At 69.5% G+C, this 12,885-nt stretch carries 16 protein-coding genes and 2 pseudogenes; 17 read left to right on the top strand and 1 reads right to left on the bottom strand.

Translation table 11 applies throughout. The annotated features are described in order from the left end of the window. From HOV91_RS39610 to HOV91_RS36150, 17 genes and pseudogenes are all read left to right on the top strand, one after another. Positions 1 to 441 (top strand): annotated as a pseudogene (locus HOV91_RS39610) (hypothetical protein); the annotation flags it as partial. Between the two features lie 40 nt (positions 442 to 481). Further along, positions 482 to 829, top strand: coding sequence for a hypothetical protein (locus HOV91_RS36225; RefSeq protein WP_217441514.1), 348 nt, complete (start codon positions 482 to 484; stop codon positions 827 to 829). 47 nt (positions 830 to 876) lie between these two features. Beyond that, positions 877 to 1,161, top strand: a complete 285-nt coding sequence (locus tag HOV91_RS36220; protein WP_174189719.1) for a hypothetical protein — start codon at positions 877 to 879, stop codon at positions 1,159 to 1,161. Between the two features lie 40 nt (positions 1,162 to 1,201). Then, positions 1,202 to 1,693 (top strand): DUF6301 family protein, encoded by a 492-nt coding sequence (locus HOV91_RS36215; protein ID WP_174189718.1) that lies wholly within the window; start codon positions 1,202 to 1,204, stop codon positions 1,691 to 1,693. After that, positions 1,690 to 2,130, top strand: a complete 441-nt coding sequence (locus HOV91_RS36210) for a TY-Chap domain-containing protein (RefSeq protein WP_174189717.1) — start codon at positions 1,690 to 1,692, stop codon at positions 2,128 to 2,130. The genes HOV91_RS36215 and HOV91_RS36210 overlap by 4 nt, the downstream gene beginning before the upstream one ends. 109 nt (positions 2,131 to 2,239) lie before the next feature. After that, positions 2,240 to 3,871, top strand: coding sequence for a hypothetical protein (locus HOV91_RS36205; protein ID WP_312884913.1), 1,632 nt, complete (start codon positions 2,240 to 2,242; stop codon positions 3,869 to 3,871). Between the two features lie 559 nt (positions 3,872 to 4,430). Beyond that, positions 4,431 to 6,275 (top strand): hypothetical protein, encoded by a 1,845-nt coding sequence (locus HOV91_RS36200; protein ID WP_174189716.1) that lies wholly within the window; start codon positions 4,431 to 4,433, stop codon positions 6,273 to 6,275. Further along, positions 6,272 to 7,051 (top strand): ESX secretion-associated protein EspG, encoded by a 780-nt coding sequence (locus HOV91_RS36195; protein WP_174189715.1) that lies wholly within the window; start codon positions 6,272 to 6,274, stop codon positions 7,049 to 7,051. Before HOV91_RS36200 ends, HOV91_RS36195 begins: the two co-directional genes overlap by 4 nt. A gap of 56 nt (positions 7,052 to 7,107) precedes the next feature. Beyond that, the gene (locus HOV91_RS36190; protein ID WP_174189714.1) at positions 7,108 to 7,464 is read left to right on the top strand and encodes a hypothetical protein; all 357 of its coding nucleotides are present in this window, start codon (positions 7,108 to 7,110) and stop codon (positions 7,462 to 7,464) included. Between the two features lie 38 nt (positions 7,465 to 7,502). Next, a complete protein-coding gene (locus tag HOV91_RS36185; protein WP_228820423.1) occupies positions 7,503 to 7,790 on the top strand; it encodes a YbaB/EbfC family nucleoid-associated protein in 288 nt (95 codons plus the stop codon). A 99-nt stretch (positions 7,791 to 7,889) separates the two neighbouring features. Then, positions 7,890 to 8,207: a type VII secretion target gene (locus tag HOV91_RS36180; RefSeq protein ID WP_043720074.1), complete on the top strand. Its 318-nt coding sequence runs from the start codon at positions 7,890 to 7,892 to the stop codon at positions 8,205 to 8,207. Continuing rightward, positions 8,204 to 9,592 carry a hypothetical protein gene (locus tag HOV91_RS36175; protein ID WP_174189712.1) on the top strand — a complete coding sequence of 463 codons (1,389 nt, stop codon included), beginning with the start codon at positions 8,204 to 8,206 and terminating at the stop codon, positions 9,590 to 9,592. The genes HOV91_RS36180 and HOV91_RS36175 overlap by 4 nt, the downstream gene beginning before the upstream one ends. A gap of 32 nt (positions 9,593 to 9,624) precedes the next feature. Further along, the gene (locus HOV91_RS36170) at positions 9,625 to 9,966 is read left to right on the top strand and encodes a PE family protein (RefSeq protein ID WP_174189711.1); all 342 of its coding nucleotides are present in this window, start codon (positions 9,625 to 9,627) and stop codon (positions 9,964 to 9,966) included. A 43-nt stretch (positions 9,967 to 10,009) separates the two neighbouring features. Continuing rightward, entirely contained in the window at positions 10,010 to 10,999 is a 990-nt protein-coding gene (locus tag HOV91_RS36165) for a PPE domain-containing protein (RefSeq protein WP_174189710.1), read from the top strand. Beyond that, positions 10,996 to 11,787 carry an ESX secretion-associated protein EspG gene (locus HOV91_RS36160; protein ID WP_174189709.1) on the top strand — a complete coding sequence of 264 codons (792 nt, stop codon included), beginning with the start codon at positions 10,996 to 10,998 and terminating at the stop codon, positions 11,785 to 11,787. The genes HOV91_RS36165 and HOV91_RS36160 overlap by 4 nt, the downstream gene beginning before the upstream one ends. Before the next feature lie 90 nt (positions 11,788 to 11,877). Continuing rightward, positions 11,878 to 12,183, top strand: coding sequence for a WXG100 family type VII secretion target (locus HOV91_RS36155; protein ID WP_043719957.1), 306 nt, complete (start codon positions 11,878 to 11,880; stop codon positions 12,181 to 12,183). 61 nt (positions 12,184 to 12,244) lie between these two features. After that, the gene (locus HOV91_RS36150; RefSeq protein ID WP_174189708.1) at positions 12,245 to 12,538 is read left to right on the top strand and encodes a WXG100 family type VII secretion target; all 294 of its coding nucleotides are present in this window, start codon (positions 12,245 to 12,247) and stop codon (positions 12,536 to 12,538) included. A gap of 71 nt (positions 12,539 to 12,609) precedes the next feature. On the opposite strand, the pseudogene HOV91_RS36145 reads toward HOV91_RS36150, so the two are convergent. Next, positions 12,610 to 12,885, bottom strand: a pseudogene (locus tag HOV91_RS36145) (type VII secretion protein EccE); the annotation flags it as partial.

Genomic DNA, 12,885 nt, shown 5'->3' with positions numbered 1-12,885 from the left:
GCCGGAGTTCCCGGTTCCTCCGACGCCCCCGGCCCCACCGATGGCACCGGCGCCGCCGGTTCCGCCGCAGCCCTCGGAGCCGCCGGTTGCGCCGGTCCCGCCGGTCCCACCCGGACCGCCGACACCTGGTCAGCCGCCGACGTACCCACCGACGCCTTCGGGACCACTGCCGCCGTACCCGTCGACCCCCTCGTACCCGTCGACGCCACCGCTCTACCCGTCGACGCCGCCGCCGGAACCGTCCGCCCCGCCGAACCAACAGACGCCGCCGGGTTGGCCGGGGAACCCGGACGGCCGGGGCTATCCCGACGGCACGATCCCACCGGGCATGCCCGTGCCTCCGCCGATCCCGCCCGGTATGCCGATGCCCCCACCAGCGGGCAACGGTCGACGGGTCGACCATCGCGGCCCGAACGGAAGCGGGTCGCGGAGCCGGGATGACGGACGAACTCTCTTCGTCCGCCCGTTCGCCGGGTTCGGTGTGCCCGCCGAGTTCGACCCGATGACCGGCGCGTTGCGCGCCAACCCGTCGGAGGCGGGCCCGCCCAGCGGCGTCTACGGTGAACTCGGTGGAGTGCCGGTGGTGTTCTATCGACACGGCGGCGGGCTCACCCTGCGTGTCGGTGATCGCACGGTCGACCTCGACGGCCCGGTCAGCGTCGAATGGGGCACCGTCGGGTGGCGGACCACCCGGTTCGCGGTGCTCGTCGGCGGTGCCGTCGTCTGCGAGCTGACCTATCGCGCGGTGCCGGCGGAGATGGACATCGGTGCGCTGGTCCAGGCCGTGGTCGCCGATCCCGTGCGACGCACCGAGATCTTCGCCGGATGATCGGAGCCGACGATGCGAACGGGTAACCATCAACGCGAGGAGGAATGATGCGGATCGACCATCCGACCGACGACGAATTGCGGGAGAACTTCGACGAGATGCTGAGCTCCGTGCTCACCGGTGGCGGCATCCGCACCGAGACCGGCCTCGACATGAAGACCGAGGACGCGCTGTGGGCGATCGCCCGCGCGTATCCCGACGTGCCGGACGCGCTGGTGGACGCGGCGCGCGCGGCCTTCGCCGGGCAGCTCGACGGCTCCAATGCCCGCGAGCGCAAGGAGGCGCTGGCCCGCAAGATCGAGGAACTCGACCGCCGCCGGTCGGCGCGGTGAGCGCCCGGTGGTTGCCGATGTCACGGCCTAGGGTGGGCGCATGACGGAATGGCGCGTGTTGACCGACAGCGAGATCGTCGCCTTGGCGACCAAGCTGCGCTCGCTCGACGGCTCCCAGCCGATGGACGCGCTCCCGCGGCTGGCGGAGGAATTCGGCTGGAAGGTGCTGACCGCCCATTCGGACCGGGCGCTGCTTGATGCCGGTTTCGGGATGGGCAGCGGCAAGATCCACGGGCGCGAGGGCTTGATCGCCGAGCTCGAGGTGCGGGTCACCGATTTCGCCCCGGATGACGCGGAGGGCCGGGCACGCTCGCGGGACGCCTTCGCCGCGATGGTCGCCGCGTTGTCCGATGCGCTCGGTGCACCGACCGCCCGGATTCCCGGCGCCACCGCCGAAGTCCGCTGGGCGGGCGCGGAAGCGACCCTGGTGCTGGAGGATCTGGGCCGCTCGGTGCAGCTGTCGCTGGTGGCGAACTATTGGCTCGCACTGCACGACCAGGCCATCGAGCTGGAGGATCAGGAGCAGAGTTGACCGGGTGGGAAGACATCGCCGCGGGGCTGGCCGCGGAACTCGCCACGCTGCATGCCGGTTCCATCGTGAAGCTGGTCGAGTCCGAGACGGGTCCGCGGCGGCGGTACGCCCAATTCCTGCAACTGGACGACCTTCTCTCGGCCGAGTTGGTGGATGACGGATGGCTCGACCCCGCTTTGCGGGCCGGTACCGCGGGCCGCGCGCTGATCGCCGCCGCGGGCTGGCGGGAACGCGATGCCGGCCACAGCAACTGGTGGACCGAGCTGCCCTGGCCGAGTTCCTCGGCCGGGTACCGGCGGCTGGCCGACATGGTCGTCACCGGGTTGCGCGACGGGTTCGGCATCGACGCACCCACCGCTCTGGCTTACACCGCGTGGAACGAACGCTCGGCGGATCAGCTGGACCTGCCGCTGCTCGGCCTGCGGCAGGAGCCATGACGCCGACCGCGCTCGAACCGGCGTTGTGCCAGGATGAACGGCGAACAGGGCACAGGCATCGTGGTGCGCGCACCGGCTCCGATGCGGTAGACGAGGGGATTTCCGCGACGTGACCAGACCAGGCGGCGAGGCGTCCGACGACATGCCCCGTGACGCGCCGGGCGACGGTGATTCCGCGACGACCGTGACGGCCCCCGCCGAGGCGCGGACGGCCGAAGCGACCGCCACCGACCCGGCCGGCGAGCCCGCGCAGGACGCCGAACCGGGGGAGGATGAGCCCGATGTCGGCTTCACCCTGTCCGAAGCGGCGCCGGTGCAGGACGTCGCCGAACGAGCCAAGGCGCTCATGCACCAGGTCGCCCGGGAACTCGGTGCCGCCGGTCCGCCCGGATGGCAGCGGGTTGACGCGGTGTTCGCGCTGACGGTGGCCGCGGAAGTGGCGCTGGCCGCCTACTCCGACGACCAGGAACGCGTCGTGCGGGTGAATCCCGATCCCGGGATCGTCGCGCTGGTCCGGGAGCACCGGCAGCTGGCGGCCGGTTTCGGTGACGGTCCCTGGTGGCGTTTGCTTCTGACGCTCACCAGCGCGGGGCGGATCGAGGTCGACTACGACTACGGTGACGAGCCGTTCCCGGACGATCAACTGTTCCCGCCCGAGGTCTACCTCGCGGATCTGGCAGTGTTCCCCAGGGATTCGCTGCCCGTGTGGCTGGGCGCCTACGTCGGTCACGGCGATCGCCAGTCGCGGCCTCCGGGGGTGGCGGCGGCGCGAGCGCGGGCGGATCGCGAGGCGGGCGTGCGTGCGGTGCCCGCCGCGGACGACCTGCCCTCGTTCCCGTTGATGGCTGCCCGATGGGCGGTGCTGGCCGCGGCGTTCGTCGCTGCCGGGTCACCGTGGGGTCCCCGCTTGTTGCCCTCGCTGAGCTGGTTCGAGGGCGCCAAGCGCAGCGGTTGCTCGCTGTACGCGCTGCCCGGCGGGCGGGCGGTGCTCTCCGGCGGGGTGTGGAACGCCCCGGAGCTCGCGGCGGCCTACAACGAAGGAGCCCGGTTGCCCGATCTGTACGCGGGTGCGCCGGAGTGGGTGGCCGGGCAGGTGTTGAACCACCGCGCGGCAAGCGGTTTGCTGTCGTTCTGCTATTGGTGGGAGAACGGTCGCTGGTACCGCGGCGAGTCGCCCGGCCCGGACCGGTTCGTCGAAGCGGTGCCGGGCGTGTGGACCTCCGACAGCGTCGTGGACATCGTCAGCGGCCTGCTCGGCGACGACTCGACCGCGCAGCGGCGTGCGGCCGTGGGCGCTCTGGTGTCCGCGGCCGAGGTGGGTGTCGTCACCAGGGAGACCCTCGCGAGCGTCTTCGGTTCGGACGACCGATTCGACCTCGACGGCGCCTTCTTCCAGCTCACCATGGCCGGGGTTGCCATGACCGCTCCGGAACCGATGGCGCGGGAGGAAGCGATCACGCGAGTCGCGCGTTTCCTCGCGGCCAGCGGCGTGGACACGGCGAACTATCCACTGGAGGAATTGCGCGCCGACCGGATCGGCGTCGGCTGGATGGTGTACGTCCCGGTCGAACCGGGCGAGATCGCGATCGGCCGGGCGATCTTCTATATCGCCGACGACGGTGTGCTGGAACGTTCTTCGTCCTCGGTGGCGCCGTCGGCCCACATCGCCGCGTTCGAACGGCGGTTCCGGGACCGCCACGGCCCGGTGGGTGCGCTCGGTTCGCACGACGAAAAGCGCTGAGCCGCAGTCGTCGCTACCCAGGTCGCTCGAACCTCGACTCGGCCGACCACGGGGCACGTGCTCGCTCGCCTGGACACCACTGGCCGAAATCCGCAATCTCCAACAGCGAAGCGGGAACCCGCTGGTCGGCACGGGTGGACAGCGCCGTTGGGCCACCAGGATTCGGGTCTGTACATGCGAAGGCAACCCGAGTTCCCATAGAATCGTTGGTGCCTCGTAAGACAATATTTGGCATGCCTTAAGAACCGGCTGCCATATTGACGTGTGGCGCATCGCCCGTCGCGGCGCGCCAGCGATGAGGAGGGTCGTCAGCGTATGAGTTGCCGGGCGCAGAAGCGTGAACCCGTGCGCGGGGGCGGACGAGTCACTGCGCCGTGGCGCGCGCATAGCCGTCGCCCACGTCGGGGGTGGATTCAGTTGTGCGGGTTGGAGACTGCGTCTCCGGGATCGGACCTCGGCATCGTATCGCCCCGAGCCGTCGGCGCTCACGTCCAGCGCTTCCCAGCAGTGATAACAGGGGGAAGGCGCTTGCTGACCGGGGAGCCGGAAGGAGCGTGGCATGTCTGACGAACCGAATCTATGGACCGGCCTGTCCCGTGAGGCCGGGAACGGCACCTTGGAGTTGCGGCCCGGAGCGCTCGAAGGCTTGATCAACGCGGCGAACGGGGTTCGCGTTCGCGTCGCGTCGGTGAAGAGGGAGCTGTCGAAGATCGATTCGCTGCCCCCGTTCGCCGACTTGCTGCTTTCGGCGCAGGCGCTCGCCAGTCGATTTTCGGACAAGGGACGAGAACTCGGTCGCATTCTCGACGACCACATCACCATCCTCGACGACCTGACCGATACTTTGTTCGCGGCGGCCAGGCACTACCAGGGCACCGAGGACACCAGCAGGGTCGATTTCACCACGCTGGAGCGCCGGGTCGGCGAGCACAGGGGAATTACCGAAAACCTCTCGGCTCGGCCGGATCCCGCAGGCTTGACCACCGCGGGGGACGGCAGCGGAAACACCTACGCGCATCCGGATTGGAACGAGGTCGGGAACCGGCGGCCGGAGGAGAATTACGGATTGCCGCCCAGCCTGGCGGAGCCGGGCGACGTGGAATTCGAGCCTCGCGGTGCGCGGGCGGACGACCCGGACAATTTCGATTACGCGCAGTACCAGACGATCATCGCGTCGATCACCGGCGGCAGTCCGTCCATGCCGATCAAGGTCGCGCAAGCCGCGTCGGACTGGCGATGGCTGGCCGGGGAGCTCAAGGAAACGTTCGACATCCTCAGTAACCAGATGACGAGCAGTCGATCGAGTTGGACCAGCCCGAACAACAACGGCGGCGCAGAGCGTGCGCGTCAGGCGATGACCGCCTACAGCACGGGCACCGACCAGCTGAATGCGAACATGAAGCTGATCGGCGACAGCCTCGAATATGTATCGGAATGGCTGTACACCACCGGAGTGCGGCTTCAGCAGGGCGATGACTATCCACCGGAACGAAACTCGGGGGAGACCGACGCCGCCTATCAGCAGCGTAAAGAAGAAGCGGCTGTCCGGAATTACGTCCGTGCCATGGAAGAGGTCTACGTCCCGGGCGTCGAGACAACCGACCAGTTCATCGCGAAACTGCCGGACCCGATTCCGCCGACGACCGGCCAGGTGCCCGGACCGGGCGGCCCGGGACCGGGTACCGCCAGCGCACCCGGTCCTGGGCCCGGCATGAACGCGGCCCAGTTGCAGGCGATGCAGCAGGCACAGCAGCAGTCCGAGCAGCAGCGCAAGGCACTGGAAGCCGCGCAGCGCCAAGCGCAATTGGACGCCGAGCGCCGAGCCGCCCAGCAGCAGCAACAACAGCAACAGCAGGCCGCGCAGCAGGCCGCTCAGCAACAGGCCCAGCAGGCGCAGCAGGCAGCGCAGCAACTCGCGCAACAGGCGCAGCAGATCGGCCAGCAAGTGGCCAGTGCCGCGCAACAGGCCGCGCAACAAGCCGCTCAGCAGGCTGCGCAACAGGCTGCGCTGGCCGGACTGCCGGGCATGCCGAATCTTTCGGACGCCACGAAGAAACTCGAATCGGCGCTGGCGAAGGGCACCGGTGGCCCCGGTGGTTCGGCCGGAGGTCCGGGCGCGCCGAAATCGGCAGCGAGCCAGAACCTGGACAAGGCGTCGAAGTTGTTCCCGCGCGCGACGGCGAACGCTGTGACCGCAGCCACCGACGCACGCGCGGGTCTCGCGGCGGGGCAGGGCATGATGGGAGCCCCGATGGGCGGAATGCCGATGGGCGGTCCCGGCGGCGGCGCTCAAGGCGGACAGCAGAAGGAACACAAGCGCGCCGACTACTTGGATTCGACCGAGCACTTGGAAGAGGCGCTCGGCGACGCGCCGGTGGTGGCGAAACCGGTTGTCGAGCAATGAGCGACACGTGGGAGTTCTCCGGTCTCGAGTTCGCCGCGGCGTGGCACGCGGTGAAGGAGAGCCTGCCGGACCCGTTCGTCTACCTCAGCGGCACGACGTACTACGACGACGCGTGCCGGGAGAAGTACGAGGCGTGGCAGCGGATTCGGGCGCGCTGGGGCCATGAGCTGGAGGAGCTGATGGCCGTGCTCGCGATTCCGGATATCCGGCTGGTGATCCGTGCGATCGACGGCCGGGACGCGCGGAACGCGAAGGGCTCGATCAGAATGCTCGCCGGCCGCAAGGGAAACCGCGCCTTCCTGGTGACCCAGAAGCCGGGTACCGAGAAGCGGACCGGGGGATTCACGGTGGTCGAACACGACGTGTTGACGCTCGGGCACAGCGTGGCCGCCGCATTGCCGAAGGTCGATGCCGGTCGACGGTCCGCTTTCGATCTCATCGAGCACGGTGGCCAGGGCGATGGCCTGGACTATTCCTATGGTCGCTCCCTGGTGAACGACGTCGAAGACCGCGCGGCGAGTCGCAGCGAGTCCTTCGATCGGGCGCCGGCCGCCACCGTCGGCACGATCGTGGTCGAGCAGGGGCATTCGCGATTCGGCCCCCGTGGTATCACCCGCTCGCATCTGAGCTGGCGCGATCTGATCGACGACGGACGCTATGTGATCGTGCCGGGCAAGCCGCCGACCGTGGTCGCGGCGGATGTCAGGCGTCTGGCCGAATTGATCAACGCGCGGATAGTAGAAGTCGTCCAATCCATCAAAGACGAACGAATGTAATGGGGCGGCATGCGTGAGAACCTGTTGTCGAACGTCATTTTCGGAAGGGGAGGCCGATGACCGCACCGCAGCCGGGGCACGCGGGTGAATTTCCCACGGAATTCGTGGCCACGTCGGTGACCGGCTCGATTTCGGTGCGCACCACCGAAATGGGCCTGCCACTGGGCATCAAGGTCGATTCGGATCAGTTGCGCCGCGATCCGGAAGCGCTGGCCGGGGAGATCCTGCGTTTGTGCAAACAGGCGGCGAACCGGGCCGGCCTGGCGCGGCGGGCGCATTTGCAGCAACTGGGATTCACCTCGGAGATGCTGGCCCTGACCGGATTGCCCACCGAACAGCAGGTGGCGCAGCAGGAGATCATCGACGAACAGGAGTACGACACCGAACCGCAGAGCTGGCTGCGATCCGTCTGAGCGACAGAGGAATTCGCGAGGTTGTCATGGTCGAAACAATGGACGAGCTCATCGCTCGGGTACAGAATCAGCTCTACCGGCTGACCGATCTCAACGACGCCATGAATGGCATACGGGTGTCCGAGACGTCGCCCGACGGCGCGGTGACCGCGGAAGTGGACGGTAACGCCGCATTGGTGGGTCTGAGTTTTTCCGGTGCGGTATCGAAGCTTTCACCGGAGGAGTTCGAGAAAACGGTGGTGGACACTGCGCGAGCGGCCGCGCACCGGGCTTTTTCGGAACGCGGTGCCCTTATCACCGCATTCAACGAGGAGGCCACCGGGTAGTCACCGGATGTTAACCACTACGCGATCGCAAAACGCGGTCTCCGCTAGGTAAAGTTGAATACGAAACGTCGGGGGATGTTTCGGGATTGGACGATGATCATGAGCCACATTGAAGTAGTCCCGGATGCGCTGCGTGTGTACGGAAGCGAATCGGCGGCCATGGCCGCCGGTGTGGGGGCGATCGCCGCGGCCGACCAAGCCGCGACGGTCGCCGCGGTGGTCCCGGTGTTCGGCCTGATCGGCCAGGAGTTCCTGGTCTCGTACGCCTTCGCGCAGGCCAACCACCTGTCGTCGGTGGCGCAGCTCGCCGCCGTGCACGCGGGTACCGCGTTGACGGCGCATCAGGCCGCCGCCACGTACGAGGGCACCGACAGCGCGTCGGGCGCGGCCATCGGAGCTATCCGCACGCAGTCATGACGACGCCAGGAGCCACTCCGCCGCCCGGCGCCGATCCGCTGGATCCGACGGTCCTGGAACTGCTGCGGGGCAGCGCTCTCGCGCCCATGCTGGACATGCCGGTGAACGATGTCCTGCACAGCATGGGTCTACCGCACCTGCCGGAGCTGCCTGCCTTCGTGCAGCTGCCGGAGTTGCCACCGCTGCCGACGATCGATCTCGGCGCGCTCATGCGCCCGCTGACCGAGCTGGCCTCCGCGTTCGGCAGCGGGCAACTCGGCGCGCCGCCGCCCGCGCCTGCACCGGCGGGCGACACCGCGGCGCCGCCGCCCGCGCCCCCGGTCGACCCGACGCAGTTGCTGCAGAACGTGTCCACCGTCATGCAGACCGTGATGCAGGTCGGCTCGTCCCTGGTGCAGACCTTGATGACGGTCTGGCAGGGCATGGCGGCGATGGAGGCCGCGAAGAAGGCCGGTGCGGCGCAGGCCGACGCGGACAAGCTGGCGGCGCAGAGCACGCAGGAGAAGTCGGTGCTCGTCGACGCGGCGGGCAGTGTGTTCACGGGCGCGGGCCTGATGTCGGCGGTGGTGGCGAAGTTCTCCACCACCATGGCGTTCGCGCCGCTGCTGGCGGCTTCGCCCGGCGGGCAGGGGTTCCTGGTCGCCTCCGCGATCGAGGCGATGACGGAGGCGCTGGCGATCACGGCCAAGACGAAGGCCGAAATGGTCGGGCACAGCGCGACGATGACGCAGGCCGGGCAGAAGGTTCCGATCACCGACGCGCCGACGGGTGTCAAGTCGGCCGAACAGCTCACCCAGCTGATGAGCATGATCACGCCGCTGATCAGCACGGCGGGCCAAGTGGCCCAATCGCTGGGGCAGCTCGCTGCGGCGAATCCGTCGCTGCTCGCGCCGAAACCGATCGCGGCCCAGGGTGTTCCCGAGGGCGCGGGCGAACCGGGGGAAGGCGAGGAGGGCAAGGAAGGCGCGGGCGCGGGCGGCTCCGGTGGAGCCGGTGGCGTCGGCGGTGGTGGTATCGGCGCGATCACGGCGGCGGCCACCCCGCTGAACCCGTGGCCGGGTACCCGTGTCGCCGGCGGGTCGCTCGGCGGCATCGGCGCCCCGGCCGCCGGTACCGGCACGGGAATGTCGTCGGTGACGGCCACCACCGCGACGAGCACCGGCGCGACCGGAACCGGTGGCGGACTCATGCCGATGGGCGCCGGTGCCATGGGCGCGGGTCTGGCCCGCGACGGGGAATCGACCACCGAGGCGCTGCGCGGCCAGATGGTCACCGGCCAGCACGGTGACGAGGTGGTCGGCCGGATCGAAGGGGTCTCGCTGCCGGTGGTCGGCGCGGCCGACACGACATCGGAACCACCGCCGGACAAGGAACTCACGCTCTGACGCGGGTGCCGAACAGTACACAGGAGGGTCTCATGAGTGACGCGAGGGGAAACGTGTACGACAGCGTGCAATTCGACGCGGTCACGGCGAGTAAGGCGTCGTCCGGGCTGGACGCGCTGGCCGACCGGTTGGCGGCGGATCTGCGCTCCGCGGAGGAAGCGTTGACCGTCGTCCCCGCGGGCGGCGACGAGGTCTCCGGCCGCGCCGCGCGGACCGCGAACGACGTTGCGTCGTCGTATCTGGCGAGCGCGCAGGCCAGCGTGCACGAGATGCGCAAGCTGGCGGCCACGCTGCGGCTGCACTCGAACCAGTTCGACGGCATGGAGTCGGCCAACACCGCGGACTTCGACACCACGGGCGGCCGGTCCGCCTGATCGGCCCGCACGTCGTCGAGCAACCGAAAGGTCGTCTTCAGCAATGATCGAACCGCCGCAGCCAGGTTTCACCGGCGTGGTGTGGACCGCGCGACCGCCCGAGCGGCTCGCGCGCGACCTCACCACGGGGCCGGGCGCCGTGCCGATGGCCGAGGCCGTCGCCGCGTGGTCGCGGCTGGCCGCGTCGTTCGGCGCCGCTGTGGTCGAGTACGAGAAGGCGCTCGCGGACATGCGCGGCGCCTGGCAGTCGGGGCGCAGCGACGAAGTGATCCACCGTGTCGCCACTCTGCGGGACTGGCTGGTCGACGCGGCCGCGGCGGCGGCGGCGAACGCCGCCCGCTTCCAGGCTCAGGTCACCGCGTACGAGATAGCCCGTCTCGCGATGCCGAACACCGCGGATCTCGAAGCCATCCAGCAGGTCCAGCGGACGTTGCAGTCGATGAGCGGGATGCTCGGTGCGCCGATCCGGGCGGTCGCGGCGCAGACCGACGCCGAGGAGGACATGGCGAAGGCGGTGGCCTCGCGGGTCATGCAGAACTACGAGATGGCCACCGAACCCCTTGCGACGCCGTGGCAGCATCAGGAGCCGCCCGTGGTGGCGCCGGAACAGGCGCTGACCGCCGAGCGCACCGCGACACCGGCCGAGGTCGCGAAATCGACCGCGGCGCCCTACGGTGCGGTGCCGATCGGGGTGGTGCCCGTCCCGGCGATGCCGCGGGTGCCCACCGCGTACCGCGCACCGGTGTACGCCCAGTCCGCCGCGACGTCCGAGGTCGTGCCGCGCGCGACGCCGGTGCCGACGGTGAGCGCGGGCGGCCAGCCCGCACCGCTCGCTCCCGGCGCTATGGGTCCGGCCGGGGCGGCGCAGGATTCGGCTCGATTCCCGCGCGCGGGCCTGCCGGGAGACGTGAGCGATCAGATCGGGGCCGAGGGCGAGATCCAGGCGGCGCCCGCGGTGCTCGGCGGCGCCGAGCCGGCGGCTCGTGCCGTCGCGCCTGCGGAAACCCGGCCGGAGACGGGAGGTACGGGGTGACGTCGCTGACGAACGACGCCTTGCTCGTCGTCGCCGAACGGCTGGGGGTGCAGACGCTGCCGTTGGCGCTGTCGGTTGCACCGCAACAGGATTCGATCGAGGAATACCGTGCCGCCCAGCAACGCGCGGCAGCCGGCCTGACCGGCCGAGGCGTGCTCGATGCCGAGGGCGAAGTCGAGCCGGAACTGGCCGGTGCGCTGTTCGTCCTGGCCCAGCCGGATCGCGAGCTGGTCGCCCGCGTCTACACCGAAGGCTCAACGCGCCGTTTCTGTCTGGCGCGCCGCGGCGAGCAGCACGCGTTCGCCGTGCGCTCGGGCGACAGTTTCGAGGTCCATCCGATCTGGGCCGACGGTTCGGACTCGTCGCTGGCCCGTCCGCTGCTGGCCGCGCTCGGCCCGTGCGAACCCGCCGAGATCGCCGGGTTCAGCGCGCCCGCTGCGGAATTGGCCGACCGGCTGGACGCGGCCGAGAGCTCCAGCGGCTACGCCGACGCGATGTATGCCGTTGGCGTCGGCGAACGAGACGCCGCCGTGCTCGGTCTCGCGTTCGGCTCCTGCCGGGCCTACGCCGAAATCGTGGCCTACTCCCACCAGGACGGGCTGACCAGCCGGGCGCCCGGCGCGGTGGTGGTGTACGACACCGGCCGCGGGCGCATCGTCGTCGCCCCCGCGGTCGCGCCGGATCAGCAGATCTGGTCGACGGTCACGACGGGTACCGACCACCGGGTGACGCAGGCGGTCGCCACGTTGCTGGAAGGGCTGCCCGGGGGGAGGTGGCTGCCACCGTAGCTCTCGGGTCGCAAGTAACTCGGTTGCCTCATTGCTCGGTGAGATCGCCTGGATCTCACCACCACAAGTTCTGACGGAAGGATCAACGAAATGTCTTACACAACTCTCGGCGACGGCTCGGGGCAGACCTACGGTGTCGAAGAAGGCGGCATCGACAGCGTCGTCAGCCGTATGGAGGACTCGATCTCCACTCTTCGCACCTCGATCAACCAGATCGACGAGTCGGTGCAGGCCGTCGCGCGCGGCTGGCAGGGTGACGCCCACCGCGAATTCAACACCGCGGCCACCGAGTGGCACGACGAGGTCACCGCGCTCAACGGCAAGCTCGACCGGCTCTCGCAGGCCGTGACCTCGGGCAAGAACACCATTGTCGGCTCCGACCAGGGTGGTCTGTGACCCCTGGACGGTGTTGCCGTCCAGCCGGATCGCCGACCCGAACGACCAGAAGGAAACAACCATGACGATCAAATACAACTCGCCCGCCATCACCGAGATGGTCGGTGACCTCAACCAGTACGGCTCCAACATGAAGGCGCAGATCGACGAGCTCAACGGCGCGGCCGCCGCGTTCCGCGAGAACCTGCAGGGTGAGCAGGCGGTCACGAACTTCGACACCGCGCACCGGAACCTGACCACCGAGCTGGAGGACACCCTCCAGAAGCTGGACAACCTCGCCGCCAAGGTGGAGAGCGCGCTCGGGCGCGCCATCGAGGCCGACGGCAAGGTCGGCGACGGTTTCGCCGCTTTCTGATCGCCCCCGGCGTGAACGACGGCCGGCTGGAACGGTAAGGGTTCCAGCCGGCCGTTTCGGGTGTCCGCCGGTCAGCGCGCCGCCAGCGACTCGCCGATGTAGTGCATCTCGTCCGGTGTGGTGACCATGAGCACGGTCGCGCTGCGTGCGGCCGTGCGCACCGTGATCCGGTTGGGCGCCTGCGGATCCTGGATCAGCGTGACGTCCGCCTCGACCGACCTGCCGGGATCGTCCGGCCGCCGCACGTGCACGATCGTCGCGCCGCCCGCGTGCGCGATCGGCGGGATGCCGTCGAAGACCAGCACCGTCGTGCTCGGATAGGGCGCGGCGGGCGAGGGCGGGGGAGC

Origin of the sequence: Nocardia barduliensis (genome assembly GCF_013315795.1) — a bacterium.
In the GTDB taxonomy this organism is placed as follows: Bacteria; Actinomycetota; Actinomycetes; order Mycobacteriales; family Mycobacteriaceae; genus Nocardia; species Nocardia barduliensis.
Note: the sequence above shows the minus strand (reverse complement) of the source record. Positions and strands in the feature narration are given on the sequence as shown.